16 protein-coding genes are annotated in these 22,432 nt (G+C 59.1%); 6 read left to right on the forward strand and 10 right to left on the reverse strand.

What is annotated here, in order from left to right; genetic code table 11:
* Nucleotides 1–25: 25 nt before the first annotated feature.
* Nucleotides 26–439, reverse strand: a complete 414-nt coding sequence (gene mscL, locus KGA98_RS01035; protein WP_057713217.1) for a large-conductance mechanosensitive channel protein MscL — start codon at nucleotides 437–439, stop codon at nucleotides 26–28.
* 643 nt (nucleotides 440–1,082) lie between these two features.
* Between mscL and radA the strand changes: the two genes are divergently transcribed.
* Nucleotides 1,083–2,450 carry a DNA repair protein RadA gene (gene radA / locus KGA98_RS01040; protein ID WP_223500323.1) on the forward strand — a complete coding sequence of 456 codons (1,368 nt, stop codon included), beginning with the start codon at nucleotides 1,083–1,085 and terminating at the stop codon, nucleotides 2,448–2,450.
* 129 nt (nucleotides 2,451–2,579) lie between these two features.
* Here radA and KGA98_RS01045 read toward each other — a convergent pair whose 3' ends face one another.
* On the reverse strand, nucleotides 2,580–2,948 hold the full coding sequence (locus KGA98_RS01045; protein ID WP_223500325.1) for a PilZ domain-containing protein: 369 nt from the start codon (nucleotides 2,946–2,948) through the stop codon (nucleotides 2,580–2,582).
* Between the two features lie 160 nt (nucleotides 2,949–3,108).
* On the opposite strand from KGA98_RS01045, the gene KGA98_RS01050 reads away from it, so the two are divergent.
* The 3 genes from KGA98_RS01050 (at nucleotide 3,109) to yjiA (ending at nucleotide 6,522) form a co-directional block, all read left to right on the forward strand.
* Nucleotides 3,109–5,175: a carbon starvation CstA family protein gene (locus tag KGA98_RS01050; RefSeq protein ID WP_057713219.1), complete on the forward strand. Its 2,067-nt coding sequence runs from the start codon at nucleotides 3,109–3,111 to the stop codon at nucleotides 5,173–5,175.
* A 15-nt stretch (nucleotides 5,176–5,190) separates the two neighbouring features.
* Nucleotides 5,191–5,388 (forward strand): YbdD/YjiX family protein, encoded by a 198-nt coding sequence (locus KGA98_RS01055; RefSeq protein ID WP_007895266.1) that lies wholly within the window; start codon nucleotides 5,191–5,193, stop codon nucleotides 5,386–5,388.
* A 162-nt stretch (nucleotides 5,389–5,550) separates the two neighbouring features.
* Nucleotides 5,551–6,522: a GTPase gene (yjiA, locus tag KGA98_RS01060; protein WP_223500327.1), complete on the forward strand. Its 972-nt coding sequence runs from the start codon at nucleotides 5,551–5,553 to the stop codon at nucleotides 6,520–6,522.
* Between the two features lie 122 nt (nucleotides 6,523–6,644).
* On the opposite strand, the gene KGA98_RS01065 is transcribed toward yjiA, so the two are convergent.
* The 6 genes from KGA98_RS01065 to KGA98_RS01090 form a co-directional block, all read right to left on the reverse strand.
* Nucleotides 6,645–7,325 carry a GntR family transcriptional regulator gene (locus KGA98_RS01065; protein WP_223500329.1) on the reverse strand — a complete coding sequence of 227 codons (681 nt, stop codon included), beginning with the start codon at nucleotides 7,323–7,325 and terminating at the stop codon, nucleotides 6,645–6,647.
* A gap of 25 nt (nucleotides 7,326–7,350) precedes the next feature.
* Nucleotides 7,351–8,055, reverse strand: a complete 705-nt coding sequence (locus KGA98_RS01070; RefSeq protein WP_150813498.1) for a FadR/GntR family transcriptional regulator — start codon at nucleotides 8,053–8,055, stop codon at nucleotides 7,351–7,353.
* 57 nt (nucleotides 8,056–8,112) lie between these two features.
* Nucleotides 8,113–9,426: a C4-dicarboxylate transporter DctA gene (locus tag KGA98_RS01075; protein ID WP_090451504.1), complete on the reverse strand. Its 1,314-nt coding sequence runs from the start codon at nucleotides 9,424–9,426 to the stop codon at nucleotides 8,113–8,115.
* 290 nt (nucleotides 9,427–9,716) lie between these two features.
* Nucleotides 9,717–10,280: a hypothetical protein gene (locus tag KGA98_RS01080; protein WP_223500331.1), complete on the reverse strand. Its 564-nt coding sequence runs from the start codon at nucleotides 10,278–10,280 to the stop codon at nucleotides 9,717–9,719.
* Between the two features lie 246 nt (nucleotides 10,281–10,526).
* Nucleotides 10,527–11,780, reverse strand: a complete 1,254-nt coding sequence (gene glyA, locus KGA98_RS01085; protein ID WP_057713225.1) for a serine hydroxymethyltransferase — start codon at nucleotides 11,778–11,780, stop codon at nucleotides 10,527–10,529.
* A 224-nt stretch (nucleotides 11,781–12,004) separates the two neighbouring features.
* Nucleotides 12,005–15,853: an EAL domain-containing protein gene (locus KGA98_RS01090; protein ID WP_223500339.1), complete on the reverse strand. Its 3,849-nt coding sequence runs from the start codon at nucleotides 15,851–15,853 to the stop codon at nucleotides 12,005–12,007.
* 289 nt (nucleotides 15,854–16,142) lie between these two features.
* On the opposite strand from KGA98_RS01090, the gene ettA reads away from it, so the two are divergent.
* Both ettA and gdhA read left to right on the forward strand, forming a co-directional pair.
* Entirely contained in the window at nucleotides 16,143–17,807 is a 1,665-nt protein-coding gene (gene ettA / locus KGA98_RS01095) for an energy-dependent translational throttle protein EttA (RefSeq protein ID WP_090451500.1), read from the forward strand.
* Nucleotides 17,808–18,180: 373 nt separating this feature from the next.
* Entirely contained in the window at nucleotides 18,181–19,518 is a 1,338-nt protein-coding gene (gdhA, locus tag KGA98_RS01100; protein WP_102672636.1) for an NADP-specific glutamate dehydrogenase, read from the forward strand.
* Here gdhA and KGA98_RS01105 read toward each other — a convergent pair.
* Entirely contained in the window at nucleotides 19,515–20,009 is a 495-nt protein-coding gene (locus KGA98_RS01105; protein WP_057713229.1) for a GreA/GreB family elongation factor, read from the reverse strand. The genes gdhA and KGA98_RS01105 overlap by 4 nt on opposite strands.
* 342 nt (nucleotides 20,010–20,351) lie before the next feature.
* Nucleotides 20,352–22,205 carry a DUF4105 domain-containing protein gene (locus KGA98_RS01110; RefSeq protein WP_223500341.1) on the reverse strand — a complete coding sequence of 618 codons (1,854 nt, stop codon included), beginning with the start codon at nucleotides 22,203–22,205 and terminating at the stop codon, nucleotides 20,352–20,354.
* Nucleotides 22,206–22,432: the final 227 nt, after the last annotated feature.

Raw genomic sequence — 22,432 nt, forward strand, 5'->3', positions numbered from 1 at the left:
AGGCGCCGTTTTTTTGCTAATGCCGTCAAGGCCGGTTGTTCTGGGCCTTGAGCAAGTCGCGGATCTCGCCCAGCAACTCTTCTTCCTTGCTTGGAACCGGCGGCAGGCTAGGGGCCACGGCCTCTTCGCGCTTCAGGCGGTTGATGACCTTGACGCCCATGAAGATCGCGAGAGCGACGATGACGAAGTCGATGATGGTCTGGATGAATTTGCCATAGGCGAGCACCACCGCCGGAATCTCGCCCTCCGCTGCCTTGAGCGTTATGACCAGATCACTGAAGTCCACGCCACCGATCAGCATCCCGATTGGCGGCATGACCAGGTCACCGACAAACGAGGTAACGATCTTGCCGAAGGCCGCACCGATGATGATGCCGACGGCCATGTCGACCACGTTGCCTTTGACCGCGAAGGCCTTGAACTCATTTAGCACGCCCATAGGTTATTTCCTTGTTACAGATGAGGTTGATGAACGCAGTGTAAATCAGCAAATCGCATTCTGCTTGAATCAACTGCCTGCCGTGCTTGCCAGCAATCGACACCGGATGGCGTAAAAAAATTCACCGATTGATCTCATCTGTGGAGCGGCCAGGCCTTGCGCGGTGTTTTGCATGTGATGTTTTTTCAGCGATATGGCTTCGTTTGTGTGAGCAAACCAAGGTTGAGGGAGGCCATCCCTGAAACGGGACGTTAAAGTTGATCGGGTAGTCAGTGGTCAGGGAGGGTATTGAAATTGAATGCAGTTGTAGCGACATGAACTGTTTCGTTGGTTTTGGGAGGCTGACAAGTAACGTGCTTCCCTGAATTAATCGCTGTGCTCTGTGTGAGTGTTTCAGAGTTGTGCATTAAGTGTGCAAATGAATAAAGTTTGTATAAGTTTTCAGGTTGTCCAGGCCGGCATGTTCTTAGAGCTTGTTGATTACATTGGACTAAAAACTTATACAAGGTTTTGTTTGGCGGGTATTTATCAATATACCTGATTTTTATAGGGGTATTTGTAATCATCAAAAGGGTTGCGAAGTATCCGGCCGTACTCGCGCGCTTGAGCTGAGCTATCATCGCGTTTTTTTCCGGGAGTTCCGATGGCCAAGGCCAAGCGCATGTACGGCTGCACCGAGTGCGGCTCAACCTTCCCCAAATGGGCCGGCCAGTGCGGTGAGTGCGGGGCCTGGAACACGCTCACCGAAACCATGGTGGAAAGCGGCGGGGCAGCCGCCCCCAGCGGTCGTACCGGCTGGGCCGGCCAGCAGGCGCAAATCAAGACCCTGGCCGAAGTCAGTGTCGAAGAAATTCCGCGCTTCTCCACCGCTTCCAGCGAGCTCGACCGGGTTCTGGGTGGTGGTCTGGTGGATGGCTCGGTGGTGCTGATCGGTGGCGACCCCGGCATCGGCAAGTCGACCATTCTGTTGCAAACCTTGTGCAACCTCGCCAAGAGCATGCCGGCGCTGTACGTCACCGGTGAAGAATCCCAGCAGCAAGTGGCCATGCGTGCGCGGCGCCTGGGGTTGCCTCAGGATCAACTGCGGGTCATGACCGAAACCTGCATCGAAGCCATCATTGCCACGGCCCGTCAGGAAAAGCCCAAGGTGATGGTGATCGACTCGATCCAGACGATCTTTACCGAGCAACTGCAATCGGCACCGGGCGGTGTGTCCCAGGTGCGTGAGAGCGCAGCCTTGCTGGTGCGTTATGCCAAACAGAGTGGTACGGCGATTTTCCTGGTGGGCCACGTCACCAAGGAAGGCGCGCTGGCTGGCCCTCGGGTGCTGGAACACATGGTCGACACCGTGCTGTATTTCGAAGGCGAGTCCGACGGGCGCCTGCGTCTGCTGCGGGCGGTGAAGAACCGTTTCGGTGCAGTCAATGAGCTGGGTGTGTTCGGCATGACCGACAAGGGCCTGAAGGAAGTCTCCAACCCCTCGGCGATTTTTCTGACCCGTGCCCAGGAGGAAGTCCCGGGTAGCGTGGTGATGGCAACCTGGGAAGGCACGCGGCCGATGCTGGTGGAGGTACAGGCGCTGGTGGACGACAGTCACCTGGCCAATCCGCGTCGGGTCACGCTGGGGCTGGACCAGAACCGGCTGGCGATGTTGCTGGCGGTGCTGCACCGTCACGGTGGCATTCCGACCCACGATCAGGACGTGTTTCTCAACGTGGTCGGCGGGGTCAAGGTGCTGGAAACAGCGTCCGACCTGGCATTGATGGCGGCGGTGATGTCCAGTTTGCGTAACCGACCGTTGCCCCACGATCTGCTGGTGTTCGGTGAGGTCGGGCTTTCCGGTGAGGTGCGTCCGGTGCCGAGCGGTCAGGAGCGATTGAAGGAAGCCGCCAAGCACGGGTTCAAGCGGGCCATCGTGCCCAAGGGCAATGCGCCGAAAGAGGCGCCGACCGGGTTGCAGATCATTGCCGTCACTCGGCTGGAGCAAGCGTTGGACGCGTTGTTCGAGTAACTCACAGACGAAACTCAAAACCTGTAGGAGCGAGCCTGCTCGCGATAGCGGTGTGTCAGCCAGCCACAATGTCGGCTGTCAGATCGTAATCGCGAGCAAGCTCGCTTCCACAAGGGCATCCGGTGGCGGCTAGATCTCGATCAGCGCACCCAATTCGCGCTCCAGCTCCTGCGGATCAGCGAGGTTGAGCTCGATCAATCGCCGCAGGCGCTCGATGGACTCCAGACTGATGTGCAGGCAGACAAAGCCGAGTTGGCCATGGTCGTCGTGGGCCAGTTGCACATCCATGGTGATGTCGGTCTCTTCGCTCAGATGAATGTCGACCAGAAAATCCTGCTGCGGATTGCCCTGCCAGTGTTGGGGTCGTTCAATCAGCAAGCCCTTGAGCGACAGGTCAATCAACTTCACCGGCCAAGTGGACTCCCCCTGACTCAGCTCGGTTCGGGCATCGAACGCAATACGTTTGAAGCGGCGACGTTCGGCAGGGTACTCGCTCATGGCGCGATCCTCGGAAATGTACGCTGACTATAGACCCGCATGATCAAAGGCTGCCAGCGCGTGCAGGTGTCCAGACCAATGTCGGGCTATGGTCATTGCCGTCAGGAGAGCTAAACTCGGGATTGCTGTCTTTCTTGTCCACTCTGGCTGGAATAATAAAATGAAAAATAATAATAGCCCGCTACGCCATTTGCCTTGGCTGGTGCTGGCAATCGTAGGTGCGTGTGCGCTGGGTGTCGTGGCATTACGCCGGGGCGAGGCAATCAACGCCTTGTGGATTGTGGTCGCAGCCGTCGCCATCTATCTGGTCGCCTACCGCTACTACAGTCTGTTCATCGCTAACAATGTCATGCAACTCGATGCGCGACGGGCCACTCCCGCTGTGCTCAACAATGACGGTCTGGACTACGTGCCGACCAACAAGCACATTCTTTTTGGTCACCACTTCGCGGCCATTGCCGGCGCGGGGCCTTTGGTCGGTCCGGTGTTGGCGGCGCAGATGGGCTACCTGCCCGGCACGCTGTGGCTGATCGCCGGCGTGGTGCTGGCCGGTGCCGTGCAGGACTTCATGGTCCTGTTCATGTCCACCCGCCGCAACGGTCGTTCCCTGGGCGACATGGTCCGTGAGGAAATGGGCCGCATCCCCGGCACCATCGCACTGTTCGGCTGCTTCCTGATCATGATCATCATCCTCGCGGTGCTGGCGCTGATCGTGGTGAAGGCCCTGGCCGAAAGCCCTTGGGGCATTTTCACGGTGATGGCGACCATCCCGATCGCGATGTTCATGGGCATCTACATGCGCTACATCCGCCCCGGCCGCATTGGTGAAATCTCGGTGATCGGCGTATTGCTGCTGCTGGGCTCGATCTGGCTCGGCGGGCAGATTGCCGCGGATCCGGTGTGGGCCAAGGCCTTCAGCTTTACCGGTATCCAGATCACCTGGATGCTGATCGGTTACGGTTTTGTGGCGGCGGTATTGCCGGTGTGGCTGATCCTGGCGCCCCGTGACTATCTGTCCACCTTCCTGAAAATCGGCACCATCGTTGCCCTGGCCATCGGCATCCTGGTGACCATGCCCGAGCTGAAAATGCCGGCCCTGACCCAGTTCGTCGACGGCACCGGCCCGGTATGGAAGGGCGGTCTGTTCCCGTTCCTGTTCATCACTATCGCCTGTGGCGCGGTGTCGGGTTTCCACGCGCTGATTTCCTCCGGCACCACGCCGAAGCTGCTGGATAACGAAACCAACGCTCGCTACATCGGTTACGGCGGCATGCTGATGGAATCGTTCGTGGCGATCATGGCCATGGTTGCCGCTTCCGTGATCGAGCCTGGCGTGTACTTCGCCATGAACAGCCCGGCGGCCGTGGTCGGCGGTGATGTGGTGGCCGTTGCGACAGCCGTCAGCAACTGGGGCTTTGCAATCACCCCGGAAGCCCTGCAAGCGGTCGCCCACGACATTGGTGAAACCACTATCCTGGCCCGTGCCGGTGGTGCGCCGACCCTGGCGGTCGGGATCGCGCAGATCCTGCACAGTGTTCTGCCGGGCGAGAACACCATGGCGTTCTGGTACCACTTCGCGATCCTGTTCGAAGCGCTGTTCATCCTGACCGCAGTCGACGCTGGCACCCGTGCCGGGCGCTTCATGCTCCAGGACTTGCTCGGCTCCTTCGTCCCGGCGCTCAAACGCACCGAATCCTGGACCGCCAACCTGATCGCCACCGCAGGCTGCGTGGCGATGTGGGGCTGGTTGCTGTACCAGGGTGTGATCGATCCGTTGGGCGGCATCAATACCCTGTGGCCACTGTTCGGTATCTCCAACCAGATGCTGGCCGGTATCGCGCTGATGCTCGGCACCGTGGTACTGATCAAGATGAAACGCCAGCGTTATGTCTGGGTCACCATGTTGCCGGCGGTATGGCTGTTGATCTGCACCACGACAGCGGGCTTCATCAAGCTGTTCGACGCCAACCCGGCGATCGGCTTTCTGTCGCTGGCCAAGAAATACAGCGATGCCTTGGCCAACGGCCAGATCCTCGCCCCGGCCAAGGACATCACCCAGATGCAGCACGTGATCTTCAACGCCTACACCAACGCAACGCTGACTGCGCTGTTCCTGTTCGTGGTATTCAGCATCCTGTTCTATGCCCTCAAGGTCGGCATTGCCGCCTGGGGTAAAAAGGAACGTACGGACAAAGAATCACCATTCCAGGCGCTGCCGGATGCGTAACCAGAGGATTGCAGCATGTTCAATGACTTGAGTCGCCTCGGTAAATACCTCGGTCAGGCCGCGCGCCTGATGGTCGGCATGCCCGACTACGACAACTACGTCGAGCATATGCAGACCAAGCACCCGGACAAACCGGTGATGAGCTATGAGATGTTCTTTCGGGAGCGTCAGGAAGCCCGTTACGGTGGCAAGGGTGGGCCGAAATGCTGTTGATCCGGTTGTCGGATTAACAGCCATACCTGTGGGAGCGAGCTTGCTCGCGATGGCGGACTGTCAATCAACAGTGATGTTGAATGTTAAGCCTCTATCGCGAGTAAGCTCGCTCCCACATTTGTTTTGTGTTGTTTTTTCACTGTGTGAAAAAGGAGATCCAGTTTGTCCTCTCCCATCCCGGTCACGATCCTCAGCGGCTTCCTCGGCGCCGGCAAGACCACTTTGTTGCGTCACCTGCTCAAGGCCGAGCACGGCCTGAAAATCGCCGTGATCGAGAATGAATTCAGCGATGCCGGTATCGATACCCAGTTGTTGGGCGATGAGCCGGTACAAGTGATGACACTGTCCAACGGCTGCGTTTGCTGCACCATCCACACGGACCTGACCAAAGCGCTTTATCTGTTGCTCGAGCGTCTGGACCAGGGCGACATCGCCTTCGACCGCCTGGTGATCGAATGCACCGGCCTGGCCGACCCGGCGCCCGTGGCACAAACCTTTTTCATCGACGAAGAGTTGCGCGAGCGCTATATCCTCGACGGCATCATCACCCTGGTCGACGCAGCACATGCCGACTTGCACCTGACCCAGACCATCGCCCAGGCGCAGATCGGTTTCGCCGACCGCTTGCTGGTGAGCAAGCGTGACTTGGTGGACGAAGCAAAATTCACCGCGTTGAGCGAGCGCCTGACCCGTATCAACCGACGCGCCCCGATTCGCGTGGTTGACCACGGAAAGATCGACCTGGCCGAATTGCTCGACGTGCGCGGCTTCAACCTCAATGCCGACCTCGGTGGCGGCGTGAGTTTGCGCCCGGTCAGCCAGGCCCCGTCCATCGACCGCATTTCCAGCCTGGTGCTGCGCACTGAAAAAGCGCTGGATATCGACAAGCTCAGCGAGTTCATGAACGAGTTGCTGGAGGAGCATGGCAAGCAGTTGCTGCGCTACAAAGGCGTGTTGAACATCCTCGGCGAACCGCGGCGCATGGTGTTTCAGGGGGTGCTGAAACTTTATGGTTTCGACTGGGATACCGAGTGGGCTGAAGACGAAGTGCGCGAGAGCGTGATTGTGTTCATTGCCGATGACTTGCCGGAGGAAAAGATTCGCGAGGGATTTGCGCGGGTGGCGGCGGTCTGAAGTTTTATGGCGTCTGTGAGGACGCCATCGCGGGCAAGCCCGGCTCCCACAGGTTTCTGGTTGAACACAAAGTCTGTGCTTGGCCTCGAACACTGTGGGAGCGGGCTTGCCCGTGATGCGATCTAGCCGGCAACACAATGTTCACGGGGTGTATTGAGCAGTGTCTGCTCCAGATGATCCAGATGCCGGTTTATCAGCATGACCGCTGTCGCAGCATTTCCACGTTCAACAGCATCAACAATCGCCAAATGCTCCTGCCACGCGCAAAAACTGTGCGTCTGCTCCTCACACTGCGCAATCGCCAATGACGTCAGCGGCACCAGACTGCCAAGAAAATGCGCCAGCGGTGCATTTCCAGCCATTTCGGCCAACTGCAAATGAAACTCTCCCGACAAACGAATCGCCTGGCCACGCTCGGCGCATTGACGCTCGTTATCGACCAGTGTCCGCAGGCGCTTCAAGTCTTGCGCGCATGGCCGCTGACACGCCAGCCGTACCAGCATGATCTCGGCCAAACGCCGGGCATGCAGTGTCTGCCGGGTCTGCTCGGCATCAAGTTCGGCGACGCGGGGACGATGGTTGGCTCGAAGTATGATGATTTGCTGGTGGGACAGTCGCGTCAGCACATCACGCATGTCGCTGCGCCTTGCACCGAACATCTGCGCCAGGCTTTCTTCGGTAAAGCGACTGGCTGAATGGATGCGCTGCTCGAAAATGGCATCGAGGACCCGCGAATACAGATCATCCACCGAAGGGCGGACGGGCAGGGTAGCGAGCGTTTGTGGCGAAGCGAAGCTGTTCATGGCCAATCTCCAGATCGAAGAGGTTTCAACTGCCGAGGTTGTCTTCCGGGATGTTCAGTTCGATGCCCATGCGCTGGCCTTCGCGCAAAATGTGCCGACGCATCTCGGCGCTGGCCTGGGCGCTGTTCTTGCTGCGGATCGCCCGCACCACGGCTTCGTTTTCTTCAAGGCGTTCAGCCAGATGCTCCGGGGAGTTGCGCAACACTTCGGCGCTTTGCTTGAGGGCATTGCTGGTTTGCTGGACCACGCTCTGGAAGATCGGGTTTGACGTCAGCGTGAACAGCTCTTCGTGGAACGCGATGTAGGCGCTTACGCCGGCTTCACTGTCATTGGCCTCCAGGGCTTCACGCATGTCCATCAGGGTCAGGCGCAGTTGCCCGACTTCCTTGCTGCTGATCGACTGCGCCACGAGGCCGACGATGAATGGCTCCAGGGTGTAGCGCAGTTGCAGCACGTCTTCCAGGCTCGCGGCGGCCACCGCGCTGTCGTAGGGCTGCTCATCGCTGAGACTGGCCTCGAGTACGACGACGCCTTTGCCCGGCATCGAACGCACCAGGCCAAGGGTTTCCAGGACGATGACCGCTTCACGCAGGCTTGGGCGGCTGATACCCAGTTGTTCGGCCAACTCGCGTTGCCCCGGCAGCATTTCACCGGAACGCCACTGACCACGGGCCAGCGCGGCCCGAAGTTTTTCTACGACTGAATTGACGACCGTTGAGGTGGTAATCACTGTGTGCTCCATGGATAAAGGCAGGGGAACCCGCCATCTGGCGGGCTCCCACATGATTCAAAACTCCTGCTGATGCGCCGGCGCGACCGGTTTTTTCGGCTGGAAGGTATAACCCATCTGGCCGGAAAGCACCTTGTTCGCACGCTGGATATCGATGTCCTTCTCCCAGCGGGCGATGGCCACGGTGGCGACACAATTGCCGATCAGGTTGGTCAGCGCGCGGCCGATGCCCATGAACCAGTCCACCGCGAGCACCAACACCAGGCCGACCACCGGAATCGCCGGGATCGCCGTCAAGGTTGCCGCCAGAATCACCAGTGCCGAGCCGGGAATCCCGTGGGCACCTTTGGAGGTGATCAGCGACACCAGTAAAATGGTCAGCAGGTCAGTCATGGCCAACGGCGTGCCGGTGGCGTTGGCGATGAACACGATGGCCAGGGTCAGGTAGATCGAGAAACCGTCGAGGTTGAACGAGTAACCCGTTGGAATCACCAGCCCCACCGTCGAACTGCCGATACCCAGATGTTCAAGCTTGCGCATGATTTGTGGCAGCACGGCGTCGGACGAAGCGGTGCCCATGACGATCAGCAACTCTTCGCGCAGGTACTTGAGCAATGGCCACATCTTCAAGCCGGAGAGGCGCATCACCAGGCCGAGAATCAGGGCCACGAAGGCCACACAGGTCAGGTAGAAGAGGCCGACCAGGTTGCCCAGGTGTTGCAGCGAGTCCAGGCCATATTTACTGGTGGTGAAGGCGATCGCGCCGAATACACCGATCGGTGCCAGTCGCACGATCATGCCCATGATGCGGAAAATCACGTGGCTGAGTTCATTGATCAGCCGCGAAATACCCGATGCCGCCTCGCCCACCAGATTCAGTGCACTGCCGAACAGCACGGAGAACAGCAGGACCTGCAGGATGTTGTTATCGGCAAAGGCACCGATCACCGACGTCGGAATCAGGTCCATCAGGAACTGTGTGGTGGTGTGCATGTGCTGTCCGCGCTGGGCAATGTCGCCCATGTCGGCTGCGGAAAGCTGCTCCAGGTGAATGTTCGCGCCGCTGCCGATGCCGGTACTGAAGGCGAACACCAGACCGATTACCAGGGCGATGGTGGTCAGCACTTCAAAGTAGATCACCGATTTGAGGCCGATACGGCCGACCTTCTTCAGGTCGCCGGCACCGCTGATGCCGCTGACCACTACGCAAAACACAATCAAGCCAATGAGCATTTTGATCAGCTTGATAAAACCGTCACCGAGCGGTTTGAGCTGAGCGGAGTATTCGGGAAGGGTCAGCCCACAGACGATGCCGAGCACCAGTCCGAGAACCACTTGGAGGAAGATTGAACGCGAGCACCATCTGAGCATGGGAGGAATCCTGGTCGGCGTCCTGGCTGCCGTGTGCGGAGCACATCAGATTCAGGACTTAATTATTGTGGTCTTACCGGTATGTCCAGTGCAGGCTCAGTCTATGGTGTGTTTTTGGCTGTCCGCAAGCAAAAAATCGAAAATTGGCATGACCGGTCTTACCAGTTGTTCGCCGGGCCCCGATCTTGAGCGGTTTTGCGAACAAAAAAAATCGGCAATGGATGCCGATTTTTTTTGTCCGGGGTGCTCCACTTGATGTCAGCCTCATGGGTTTACTTTCAAAGTGTTTTTCAGGACTTTGTATGAGGTACTTTTCTTTCAAGAATGCTCAGAATGAAAGTTATTTTTGAGCGTTCCTCCGTGCGGGCAAGGTAAACATAAGGCGAGCCTCTAAAAGTTTGGCCACCCACATATTTATTATCTTCAGTTACAAGCGAAACAGGTATGTGAGTGGGAGTAATATTATCCAGGGTTATCGGTCTGTTTTTGTGGTCAATAAGGGTGAAGGTTGTCGGATCGTCATCGTCTGAATCTACCGCGCCCAAAACATTAAGCCAACTTTCGCTTATAAGCTTGTTGTAATACTCTCCCGGGTTTTTTATGGACAGTACATAGCCATTGGCCGTGTACCGAAAATGCAGCTTCAGTGGGTGGACCGAACCGCCTTGCTCGTTGGGGCGGATGCCGAGCAGGCGAGAGTGATCAAGGGTTTGCGGTTTGCCGGTAAAGAATCCTCCGCTGAACATGTGTACAGTGGCCAGTGCCGGTTTTTCATAAAGAAGTTCAAGAAAGTTAAGTTTGTGATCGAACATTCTGAGCGTAGCGGTAAAGGACTTTTCAATAGAGTTGCTCATTATGAAGCCTGCTATTTGAGTGTGAAGGGTTGTGCTTTGATGCAGGGTTCAGATTAAGCATTTTTGATAGTGTTTTGGTGTTGTGTGTGTTGCAGGAAGTTGGAGGGGGAAGTGTCTGGTGATGAACTTTTATCGCTGGCAACAACGGTTGTCGATTTGTTGGTTCGCACTGTTTGTGAATGTCGCAAGCAAAAAAAACCGGCCATCTCTGGCCGGTTTCTCATGACTGCGGTTTAGCGGGGCTGATTAAGCGCCGTACACCGGCAGCTTCTTGCAGATAGCCTTGACCTTCTCACGAACGGCGTCGATCACCGCTTCGTTGTTCAGGTCAGCCAGGATGTCGCAGATCCAGCCGGCCAGTTCCTTGCACTCTGCTTCCTTGAAGCCGCGAGTGGTCACAGCCGGGGTGCCGAAGCGCAGGCCGGAGGTGACGAACGGGGAGCGTGGGTCGTTTGGCACGGAGTTCTTGTTCACGGTGATGAACGCTTTGCCCAGAGCGGCGTCGGCGTCTTTACCGGAGATTTCCTGCTTGATCAGCGACAGTAGGAACAGGTGGTTCTGAGTACCGCCCGACACTACGTCGAAGCCGCGCTCGATGAACACGCCGGCCATGGCCTGGGCGTTCTTCACCACTTGTTGCTGGTAAGCCTTGAACTCAGGCTGCAGCGCTTCCTTGAAGCAGATCGCCTTGGCTGCGATCACGTGCTCCAGCGGGCCGCCCTGGGCGCCCGGGAATACCGCGGAGTTCAGCTTCTTTTCGATGTCGGCGTTGGCGCGAGCCAGGATCAGGCCGCCACGTGGACCACGCAGGGTCTTGTGGGTGGTGGTGGTCACCACGTCAGCGAATGGAACCGGGTTCGGGTAGACACCAGCGGCAACCAGGCCGGCCACGTGGGCCATGTCGACGAACAGGTAGGCACCTACCTTGTCGGCGATTGCACGGAAGCGCGGGAAGTCGAGGATCTGCGAGTAGGCAGAGAAACCGGCCACGATCATTTTCGGCTTGTGCTCAACGGCCAGGCGTTCGACTTCGTCGTAGTCGATCAGACCGTTGGCGTCGATGCCGTACTGGATGGCGTTGTACAGCTTGCCGGAGGACGAAACGCTGGCACCGTGAGTCAGGTGACCACCGTGGGCCAGGCTCATGCCCAGGATGGTGTCGCCGGCCGACAGCAGGGCCAGGTAAACGGCGCTGTTGGCTTGCGAGCCTGCGTGCGGCTGAACGTTGGCGTAGTCGGCGCCGAACAGCTCTTTGGCGCGGTCGATAGCCAGCTGCTCGACGATGTCTACGTACTCGCAACCACCGTAGTAGCGCTTGCCCGGGTAACCTTCGGCGTACTTGTTGGTCAGTACCGAGCCTTGAGCTTCCATCACCGCAGGGCTGGTGTAGTTTTCCGAAGCGATCAGCTCAATGTGCTCTTCCTGGCGCTGAGCTTCTTGCTCCATGGCGGCAAAGAGATCGGCGTCGTACTTGGCAATAGTCAAATCACGGCTGAACATGGCGGTCCTCAAGGATCGGGGGCGGAAAAGGGGGGCATTCTAACCTAATGGGTTTTAGATGGCATATGAAACGGCATCATGTCGCAGACAAGTGGTGTTCATGCGGGGATTAGCGGTGATCGTGCCGGCCTCTTCGCGAGCAAGCCCGCTCCCACAGAGGAATGCATTCCAAAATGTGGGAGCGGGCTTGCTCGCGAAGGCGTCATCTGCGGCGCTGCAAGACCTCAGTCAAACATGAACAGCGCGTCATTGGCGAACTGCCCTTCGAACCGGCCCGCCGGCATCGGCCGACCGAACAGATAACCCTGTACCTCGTCGCAACCGTGCTCCCTCAGGAAATCCAGCTGCTCATGGGTTTCCACGCCTTCGGCGATCACCGCCAGGTTGAGGCTGTGGGCCATGGCAATGATTGCCCGGGCGATTTGTGCATCCTGCTCGCCGCTGGGCAGGCCATCGACAAAGGTGCGGTCGATTTTCAGAACGTCGATCGGGAACTGCTTGAGGTAGTTGAGCGATGAGTAACCGGTACCGAAATCGTCGACCGCAATGCTAAGGCCGAGGTTTTTCAGGCCGTCGAGGATCTGCATCGCCTCGCTGACTTCGCGCATCAGGATACTCTCGGTCAGTTCCAGTTCCAGGCACGCCGGCGGCAGGCCGGTTTCCTTGAGGATGGTGGCGATACGCGTACCGAGCTGGCCGTCGGAGAACTGTCGCGCCGAGATGTTCACCGACACCTTCGGCACCCGTACCCTGGCCTGATGCCAGGCCTTGAGTTGACGGCAGGCTTCGCTGATCACCCAGTCGCCGACATCCACCACCAGCCCGAGCTCTTCGAGTACCGGAATGAAATCCCCCGGCGGCACCAGCCCGCGGCGTGGATGACGCCAGCGCAACAGTGCCTCGGCACCGGTCAGGCGCTTGCCGTCACCGCTGAACTGCGGCTGGTAATACAGCACGAATTCGTTCTGTTCCAGGGCATGGCGCAAGTCGCTTTCCAGCTCCAGACGTTCCAGCGCACTGGCGTTCATGTCCGCCTGATAGAACTGGAAGTTGTTCTTGCCACGCTCCTTGGCGTGGTACATCGCAGTGTCGGCATTCTTCATCAACTGGCTGAGTTCGTTGCCGTCCTGCGGACTCAGGGCGATGCCGATACTGGCGGTGACGAAGAACTCGCGGCCTTCGAGCACGAATGGTTTCACCAGGCTGGCGAGAATCTGTTCGGCCACATGGATCGCCCGGTTCAGGGCGATTTCACGGTTGGCTCGCGGTTGCAGGAGCAAGGTGAATTCGTCACCGCCCATGCGCGCCACGGTGTCGTCATCGTCGACGCAACCGAGCAGGCGCGTGGCCATTTCCTTGAGCATGCGGTCGCCGGCGGCGTGGCCCAGGGAGTCGTTGATCGGTTTGAAACGGTCGAGGTCGAGGAACATCAGCACCACCCACGACTTCTGCCGTTCGGCCGATTGCAGTGCCGTGTGCAGGCGATCCTGGAACAGTGAGCGGTTGGGCAGGTGGGTCAGGGCGTCGTAGTAGGCGAGGCGGTGGATCCGTTGCTCGCTGGCCTTGCGCTCGCTGATGTCGCTGAAGAAACACACATAACTGGCCAGGTCGCCTTCGTCGTCGAGTACGGCGGTGATCCCGACCCAGGCCGGGTAGTGCTCGCCGTTGCGACGCTTGAGCCAGACTTCGCCTTCCCAGGTGCTGTGCTGGCCCAATTGCTTGAGCACGTAACGCAGATGGGCTTCTTGCTGGTCGTCGACGGTCAGCATGTTCGGCAGTTGGTCGAGGACCTGCTCCACGGCGTAGCCGCTGACACGACTGAAGGCTTCGTTGGCCTGGACGATGTAGCCGGCCGGGTCGGTGATCAGGATCGCCGAGGTCGAGTGTTCGAATACCGTGGCGGCCATGCGCAGGTCTTTTTCGGCCCGGCGTTGCTGGCTGATGTCGCGGCCGACGCCGAGCACGCCTTCGAACGTACCGTATTCGTCCCAGACCAATACCAGGCGCAGTTCGATCGGGATCTTGCGCCCGTCGGCCCGCAGGCAATCGAACAGGAACAGTTGGGTTTGCACCTGGCTGCGCAACAGCGCCAGTTGGTCCGGTTGATCCAGCGCTTTGCTGACCCGGTCCATCAGGTGGTAGATGCCGGTCAGTTGTTGCGGGTTGGCAATGGTCGATTGCCAGCCGTTCTGGAAAATCCACTCGGCGTCGTAGCCCAGCACTGCTAGCACCGAAGGGCTGACGTAATTGAGGTTAAGGCGGCTGTCGGTGGAGAAGATCACGTCGCTGATGCTTTCGGCAAGCATGCGGTAGCGCTGCTCGCTGTCGCGCAGCGATTCGCTGGCTTCGATCTGGTCGGTGATGTCCTTGGCCACGCCGATGATCCGCGTGACCTGGTCGTCCTTGTCCCGCGCCAGTGCCTGCTCGCGAATCTCGAAGCGTCGCCACTGGCCGTCCCGATGGCGGAAACGCAACTGGCACTGCATCAACTGGCGATAACCGGCCTGGCGCTGGATCTGGCGAGATCGGTGGTAATAGTCGGCGTCTTCGGGATGCAGGAGGATTTCCCAGAAGTATTCGCCCATCTGGTGCAGTTCGGTGCGGTTGTAACCCAGGGTCTGGCCCAGATGGTGGTTGCTGTAGATCATGCGCTGGCTGATCACATCCTGCACATACAGATGATCCGGCACGGTGCGCACCACGTCCGACCAGAACCCTTCGCGCTCCTGCAGCGACAGCTCGATGAGCTTGCGACTGGTGATGTCAGTGATGCTCAGGATCACCGCATTATAGTCGTCCGGGGTTTGCGGCAGACACAGCACCAGCCACAGGTGCTGGACGCGGCCGCTGGCGTCCTGCAGCTTGATTTCCAGCTCAAGCTGTTGCTGCTGGTTGAGCATCGCATCGAGCATCTGGTTGCCGATGGCGGTGCCGTCCTGCGGATTACCGTCGATCAGCAATTTCCAGGCTTGGTCGGCGCTATCGACATTAAGCAGTTGCAACGCCACCTGGTTGACCTCGGTGATCCGAAGTTCCTTGAGCAATGGCCGGCGTTGCTCCGGGATCGCCAGCCACGCTTGCAGTTGCTCGCTGCCCTGCAGTTGTGCCTTGTCGAAAAAGACCTTGAGCCCGGACATATCGAGGACGCACAAGGCCACGCCGGTGCCTTCGAAAATGTCCTGGTAACGCCGGCGGCCTTCCTTCAACTGGCGCTGACGCCGGCGCGTGTTCAGCAAGGCGAGGAACGGCAGCATGGAAAACGCCAGGCCCAGCAGACATTTGCCGATGAACGCCGGCAGCAGCTCTTCCAGCACGCGCTGACGGTCGAACAGGCCGCGCAATTGCCAATCGCTGCTGCTCAGCGGAACCGTCAGCACGCTGTTGGCGACATCGTCCTCGGTCAGCGTGCCCGGATTGACCGAGGGCAGCGCTTCGTCGCGACTGATGATCTGATGATTGATGCGGTTCTCCACCAGCCACAACGGGCGGCCACCGGCCTCGCGTTGCTTGGTCAGGGACGAAAAGAAGGTGGGCGTCAGGCGCAGGACCCAATAGCCTCGGGAACTGCCGCTGGCCTGATGCAACAGTAAATGCACCACGGAACCGTCGGTGGCGTTGCTGAAGTAGTGCGCCTGGGCGTGGCTGCGCCGTACCAGTTCACCCAGGTAGTTGTTGTCATCGCTGTCGGGAGCGCTGTCACTGATGACTCTTCCCGAGGGGCTGAGCAACGCCAGGCTGCGCAGATCAGGCAGCGACTGTTGCAGTTTGCGCAACAGGGCCTGCAGTTCATCGGCGCCTTGCGGTTGCTCGACGATCGGCAACAGGTTGAGGGCGATCTGCGCGTTGAGCGTCATGTTCAGGCTGACCTGCGCGGCCAGATCGGCGGTGTAGTCGATGGTGTACTGACGCTGGTTCTTCTGGGTTTCGCGCAACTGGTCGAGCAACTGCCAGAACAGCAGGGCCAGCAGCAATAATACGAGTGTCGCCAAGGTGCCCTTCAAAGTCCCGCGCAGGGGGGAGCCGAGCACTGTGGCCGGCGCACTGGAAATCGGAGGCGGAGGGACAATGGACAAGCTGTAATCCTGCGGTTTGGCTGGACTGGCGCGACGTGCACTATAAGCCGGACGCCCGAAGGGCGGCTAGCATGCCTTGAGTTGTGGCGAAGTGCCAGCCCCTGTCCGTCGGCTGGACTGCCACCGGTCATTCAGGTAGCTTTGCCGGTTACGCGGGGGCGTTCCAGCTCCTAGACTCAGGCTTTTTCAGCGCGCATATATTGAAAGCTTTCAATCGGGCGACGCGCACAGCCTGGCCAGGCATCGCCTGCGCCCTAATCATTCATCAGTCACTGACCCTAGGTTCTCCATGGCTCAATACGTATTCACCATGCATCGGCTGGGCAAAGTTGTTCCGCCGAAGCGGGAAATCCTGAAAAACATTTCTCTGTCGTTCTTCCCCGGCGCCAAGATCGGCGTGCTCGGCCTCAACGGTTCGGGTAAATCCACGCTGCTGAAAATCATGGCTGGCGTCGACACCGAGTTCGAGGGCGAAGCCCGTCCGATGCCGGAGCTGAACATCGGCTACCTGCCCCAGGAACCACAACTGGATCCGACCAAGACCGTGCGTGAAGTGGTCGAGGAAGCGGTCAGCGTGATCAAGGACGCCCAGGCACGCCTGGACGAGGTCTACGCCGCCTACGCCGATCCGGATGCCGACTTCGACAAACTGGCTGCCGAACAGGCCAAGCTAGAAGCGATCCTGCAGGCCAGCGACGGCCATAACCTGGAGCGTCAGCTGGAAGTCGCCGCCGATGCACTGCGTCTGCCGGCGTGGGATGCCAAGGTTGAAGTCCTCTCTGGTGGTGAAAAACGCCGTGTGGCCCTGTGCCGTCTGCTGCTGTCGGCACCGGACATGCTGCTGCTCGACGAACCGACCAACCACCTGGACGCCGATTCCGTCGCCTGGCTGGAGCACTTCCTGCACGACTTCCCGGGCACCGTGGTCGCGATCACGCACGACCGTTACTTCCTGGACAACGTTGCCGGCTGGATTCTGGAACTCGACCGCGGCGCGGGCATTCCTTACGAGGGTAACTATTCGGGTTGGCTGGAAGCCAAGTCCGATCGTCTGGCTGCCGAATCCAAGCAGCAGTCGGCTCACGAAAAAGCCATGAAGGAAGAACTGGAGTGGGTGCGCAAAGGCGCCAAGGCCCGCCAGTCGAAATCCAAGGCTCGTCTGCAACGCTTCGAAGAAATGCAGTCGCAGGAATTCCAGAAGCGCAGCGAAACCAACGAGATCTACATCCCGGCTGGTCCACGCCTGGGCGACAAGGTCATCGAATTCAAGAACGTCACCAAGGGCTATGGCGACCGCGTGCTGATCGACAACCTGTCGTTCTCCATGCCTAAAGGTGCCATCGTCGGCGTTATCGGCGGTAACGGTGCCGGTAAGTCGACCCTGTTCCGCATGCTGATGGGCAAGGAAACGCCGGATTCGGGCAGCATCGAAGTCGGTGAAACCGTGCAGCTGGCTTGTGTGGATCAGAGCCGTGAGGACCTGGACGGCAGCAAGACCGTGTTCCAGCAGATCTCCGACGGTTCCGACCAGATCCGCATCGGCAACTACGAGATCCCGTCGCGTACCTATGTCGGTCGCTTCAACTTCAAGGGCGGCGATCAGCAGAAGTTCGTCAAGGACCTGTCCGGTGGTGAGCGCGGTCGCTTGCACCTGGCCCTGACCCTGAAAGAGGGCGGCAACGTCCTGCTGCTCGACGAACCGTCCAACGACCTCGACGTCGAAACCCTGCGTTCCCTGGAAGAGGCCTTGCTGGACTTCCCGGGCGCCGCCATTGTGATCTCCCACGACCGGTGGTTCCTTGACCGCGTCGCGACGCACATCCTGGCGTACGAAGACGACTCGCAAGCGGTGTTCTTCGAAGGTAACTACAGCGAATACGAAGCTGATCGCAAAAAGCGTCTCGGCGAAGCAGCTGCCCAGCCGCATCGTGTACGCCACAAGAAACTGGCCTGATTTCGGGTTGGTTGCATAAAGAGCGGAGCCTTCGGGCTCCGTTTTTTTTTGCGCGTTTTTTCAGTGATACCGCGGCGCATTCATCGCGAGCAAGCTCGCTCCCACAGGGTTTTGTGAAGGGCCAAATCTCAATTCAGCAGAAGATCTCCTGTGGGAGCGGGCTTGCTCGCGAAGGCGGTGTTACTGATGGTGCATTGCTCGAATGGTGAATCCCTATTCAGGTGCAGAATGAGTCCAAAAAACGGACTTATTTATATCCTGTGCACCATTTAATTTCATGAATGCGACATTCTGCTCTGTTCCTGTGCGTGAATCGTTTGTTACAGTCCGGCTCAATCTCCTCCAACGACAATAAATTTGCCGAGACTTTTCCATGATCGAATCCGTCGAATCCTTCCTTGCGCGCCTGAAAAAACGCGACCCGGACCAACCCGAATTTCACCAGGCTGTCGAAGAAGTCCTGCGTACCCTGTGGCCGTTTCTTGAAGCCAATCCGCATTACCTGACCTCCGGCATCCTGGAGCGCATCTGCGAGCCGGAGCGGGCGGTGGTGTTTCGCGTGTCGTGGGTCGACGATCAGGGCAAGGTCCAGGTCAATCGTGGTTTCCGCATCCAGATGAACAGCGCGATCGGCCCGTACAAGGGGGGTCTGCGTTTCCACCCGTCGGTGAACATGGGCGTCCTGAAATTCCTCGCGTTCGAGCAAACCTTCAAAAACTCCCTGACCTCGCTGCCCATGGGCGGCGGCAAGGGCGGGTCGGACTTTGATCCGAAAGGTAAAAGTGATGCGGAAGTCATGCGCTTCTGCCAGGCCTTCATGAGCGAGCTGTACCGCCACATCGGCGCCGACGTTGACGTACCGGCCGGTGATATCGGTGTCGGCGCGCGGGAAATCGGTTTCCTGTTCGGCCAGTACAAGCGCCTGAGCAACCAGTTCACCAGCGTGCTGACCGGCAAAGGCCCAAGTTACGGCGGCAGCCTGATTCGCCCGGAAGCCACCGGTTTCGGTTGCGTGTACTTCGCCGAAGAAATGCTCAAGCGTCGCGGCCTGGCCGTGGAAGGTAAACGCGTAGCGATTTCCGGCTCCGGCAACGTCGCGCAATACGCGGCGCGCAAGGTCATGGACCTGGGCGGCAAAGTGATTTCGCTGTCCGACTCCGAAGGCACGCTGTATTGCGAAAGCGGTTTGACCGAGGAGCAATGGCTGGCGGTGCTGGAACTGAAGAACGTACAGCGCGGGCGTATCCGTGAACTGGCCGGCCGTTTTGGCCTGGAGTTCCGCGCAGGTGAGCTTCCGTGGAGCCTGAGCTGCGACATCGCGCTGCCGTGCGCGACGCAAAACGAACTGGATGCCGAAGCCGCTCGCACTTTGCTGCGCAACGGCTGCATCTGCGTGGCCGAAGGCGCGAACATGCCGACCACCCTTGAGGCGGTGGACCTGTTCATCGAGGCGAACATTCTGTTTGCGCCGGGCAAGGCATCCAACGCCGGCGGCGTGGCGGTGAGCGGGCTGGAAATGTCACAGAACGCCATGCGCCTGGCGTGGACCGGTGGCGAAGTGGACAGCAAACTGCACGCGATCATGCAGTCGATTCACCACGCTTGCGTGCATTACGGCGAGGAGAATGGCCGGGTCAACTACGTCAAGGGCGCGAACATCGCCGGCTTCGTCAAAGTCGCCGATGCCATGCTGGCCCAAGGCGTCGTCTAAGTCGGTTCGATACGGATCACTTCAATCAGTTGATCCCCGGCGGGGCGCTGCCACAGCACTTCGTCGTTGAGTCGTGCGCCGAGCAGCGCACGACCCAGCGGTGAACTCCAATTGATCAGGCCGTGGGCGGCATCGGCCTGATCTTCGCCCACCAGTTGTACCCGGCGTTCGGTGGCGTGTTCATCGGCGTAGGTCACCCAACTGCCGATCTGCACTTTCTCGGTCGAAGTCGCGGCGGGAACCACCTGAGCGCTGCCCAGGCGCTGCTTGAAGTAACGCAAATCACGTTCGAGATCCGCCAGGCGCTGCTTGTCGGCCTGTTCGCCTTTTGCCGATTGTTCGGCGTGCAGGGATTGCAGTTCGGCGACTTTTCCCTGCAACAGGTTCAGGCCTTGCGGTGTGACGTAATTGGTCTGCGCGCTGACCTGCCGTTCGACTGGCTGATCGGCTTGCGCGGCGGCACTATCTTCATTGACGAAGGCACGGCTCATGGAATTCTCCCGGTATAGGGTTTGGGCCATGGTCGCAGGCATTTGGTTTCACTGGATGTCTGAAAGCGACTTACGGCGAGTGATAGGCCCGGGCGGCGTCCTGATCCTTCTCCGCATAACACCACATCTCACTCTCCCAAGCCGATACGCGACCCATAGATAAAGTCTAGAAGTGGATTCGTCGGGTGGTTGTGAAAGGTGTGTAGGCATTTTGACGAACACCACTTAACCCCTGTGGGAGCGGGCTTGCTCGCGAAAGGGGCGTGTCAGCCAGCATCAATGTTGAGTGGTGTATCGCATTCGCGAGCAAGCCCGCTCCCACAGGGTAAGTGGTGTGTCAGGTCAGTAGTGATACCACTTCAGCTCAAGCATCACTTCGTTCTCGGCCGTCGCCAAATGGCTGAACTCGCGCCGGGCGCTCAAGCGCAGTCCGAGATTGCGGGATATTTCCCACTGCTGATTCAGGCTCAGGCTACGGCGCACCTCGCCATTGGTGAAGAAATCCCCCTTGGCTTCCAGGCTCAAATTGCCCAGTGGGTTTTTCCACAGCACACCACTGTTGAACCCGGCGGCCGGGGCAATGAAAGCGGCGAAATCGTTGTTGTGCTCGATGCGCACAGTGCCCAGGGCAAATCCGAGCAGGTCATCGCCCAGTTGCCAGGTGCCACCGCCACCGCCGTTGACGTGGCTGACCAGGGTTTGGTCATCGTGCTTGCCCGGCACTCGCTCCAGACCACCGGTGACTTGCCATGAAAGCGGTTGCAGCAGCTCGTTACGCGGGGTCAGGGAGCGAATCGTTGCCAGGTCCAGTTGTTGCACTTGCCATTCATTGCTTTCGTACTGGCGCAGTTTCAATTGCAGGATTTCGATCTGCGCGCCAAGGGGAAAGCTTTCGTTGTTGTCGTTGAGGTCGTGATAAGCCATGCGCAAGCCGTACTCGCCAAAGGCTTTATCTCCACGGCTGCCGAGGCCGAGCTGCCAGGTGCGGGACTCATGACCGTCTTCAGGCAGGCCCGGTTGCGGGATATCCAGCTCCGGCGCCGGGTTCTGGTTGATGGCCCGCAGCAGTTCGAAGCTGCGCTGGGCGCGTGCCGGGTCGCGTTCCTGGCCATTGGCGCGGTAACGCTCCAGACGATAGGCCGCATCGATGATCAGCGCCTGACGGTCGCGGACTTGCGCCTTGAACGCCGGGTCCTGCAATTGTTTCTGATCGGCGCTGACTTTCAGCACCCACTGTTGCTCTTCAGGGTCCAACGGCTCGGCGCGGCTGAGCAACTCGCGCTCCCGGGACGGACGATACTGGATCGATTCCACCAATCCGGCATCTTTCACGGCTTTGACGGTGTCGGTCGGGATGGCGGTGAGCGGGAATTGCTCGGTCAGGCGCAGGCCCGGTCGGGCCACTTGCAGCAATTCCAGCAAGCGGTATGAGCAGTTTTCGTCGAAGAAGAAATAGTCGAACTTGATCTGCTTCAGCTCCCAGACGTGCTCGACCATGCGCGCGGTTTCCTGTTGGGTCAGGTTCAGGCGGTACTCCCACAGGTCGCGGTTTTCCAGGCTGCGGTATTCCGAGAGCTTTTCCTGATAGGGCACCATCGCGAACAGGCCGGGATAGCCGCCCATCAGGCCTTTCCAGGCATAGATGATGCTGTTGTCCGAGCCCTCGATGTAGGCACCGAAGTTGATCGCGTAACTGAGCAGCGAAGTCTTGTCGCTCTTCACCTCGGCCTGGTCGATGCGCAACAGGGTATGGCCGAACATCGAGGACGGGCTGTTCAGGTAAGCCGCCGGGAAGATCATCACCGCGCTGTCGGGCGAGACGTCCTTGAACCATTGCTTGAACCCGGCGCAGTCCGGCGTCGGCAGTCCGGCCAGGCCGAGTTGGTCTTTCAGCCAGCGGGTGCGGGCAGGGTAGACGCATTGAGCGTGTGTTTCACCGGCACTGGCCGGGGCGTACAAGGCTTGTACAGTCGCCGCCAGTTCATGGTCCGGATGTTCATTGCCGTCAGCGGCGAGGAAGAACTTGCGGTCACTGACATAGCTGCGCCAGCCGCCGAGCTTGGCGGTTTCGTAATGGCCCAGGGATATCCAGAAAGGGTCGTTGGCCAGTTGCTGCAAACGTTGTGGTTCGATGTGAGGCGCGGCGGATAGCGGGGCGCAGACACACAGCGCCAGCCAGGCAAGGCGTTTGAGCATAGAAGGCAACTTAAACAGGGAAAAATAAAGACCCAACGAGGTGGATGCCGTTTGCCTGTAGGAGCTGGCTTGCCAGCGATGGTTTCAAAGGCGCTGTGTTTATCCAGTAAACACGCGTGATCGTTAACGACCATCGCTGGCAAGCAAACTCCTACAGTCAGAGACATTACCCAAAGAGGGGCAGGTCCAAAAAACAAAACCCGCTTCCCGAAAGAAGCGGGGCGGGT

The sequence above is a fragment of the Pseudomonas sp. BF-R-24 genome, assembly GCF_019947335.1.
GTDB lineage: Bacteria > Pseudomonadota > Gammaproteobacteria > Pseudomonadales > Pseudomonadaceae > Aquipseudomonas > Aquipseudomonas jessenii.

What these genes read in the sequence shown, in the direction of transcription:
- mscL (WP_057713217.1), bottom strand. Translation starts at nt 439, where the DNA reads ATGGGCGTGCTAAATGAGTTCAAGGCCTTCGCGGTCAAAGGCAACGTG.
- radA (WP_223500323.1), top strand. Translation starts at nt 1,083, where the DNA reads ATGGCCAAGGCCAAGCGCATGTACGGCTGCACCGAGTGCGGCTCAACC.
- KGA98_RS01045 (WP_223500325.1), bottom strand. Translation starts at nt 2,948, where the DNA reads ATGAGCGAGTACCCTGCCGAACGTCGCCGCTTCAAACGTATTGCGTTC.
- KGA98_RS01050 (WP_057713219.1), top strand. Translation starts at nt 3,109, where the DNA reads ATGAAAAATAATAATAGCCCGCTACGCCATTTGCCTTGGCTGGTGCTG.
- KGA98_RS01055 (WP_007895266.1), top strand. Translation starts at nt 5,191, where the DNA reads ATGTTCAATGACTTGAGTCGCCTCGGTAAATACCTCGGTCAGGCCGCG.
- KGA98_RS01065 (WP_223500329.1), bottom strand. Translation starts at nt 7,325, where the DNA reads ATGAACAGCTTCGCTTCGCCACAAACGCTCGCTACCCTGCCCGTCCGC.
- KGA98_RS01075 (WP_090451504.1), bottom strand. Translation starts at nt 9,426, where the DNA reads ATGCTCAGATGGTGCTCGCGTTCAATCTTCCTCCAAGTGGTTCTCGGA.
- KGA98_RS01080 (WP_223500331.1), bottom strand. Translation starts at nt 10,280, where the DNA reads ATGAGCAACTCTATTGAAAAGTCCTTTACCGCTACGCTCAGAATGTTC.
- glyA (WP_057713225.1), bottom strand. Translation starts at nt 11,780, where the DNA reads ATGTTCAGCCGTGATTTGACTATTGCCAAGTACGACGCCGATCTCTTT.
- ettA (WP_090451500.1), top strand. Translation starts at nt 16,143, where the DNA reads ATGGCTCAATACGTATTCACCATGCATCGGCTGGGCAAAGTTGTTCCG.
- gdhA (WP_102672636.1), top strand. Translation starts at nt 18,181, where the DNA reads ATGATCGAATCCGTCGAATCCTTCCTTGCGCGCCTGAAAAAACGCGAC.
- KGA98_RS01105 (WP_057713229.1), bottom strand. Translation starts at nt 20,009, where the DNA reads ATGAGCCGTGCCTTCGTCAATGAAGATAGTGCCGCCGCGCAAGCCGAT.
- KGA98_RS01110 (WP_223500341.1), bottom strand. Translation starts at nt 22,205, where the DNA reads ATGCTCAAACGCCTTGCCTGGCTGGCGCTGTGTGTCTGCGCCCCGCTA.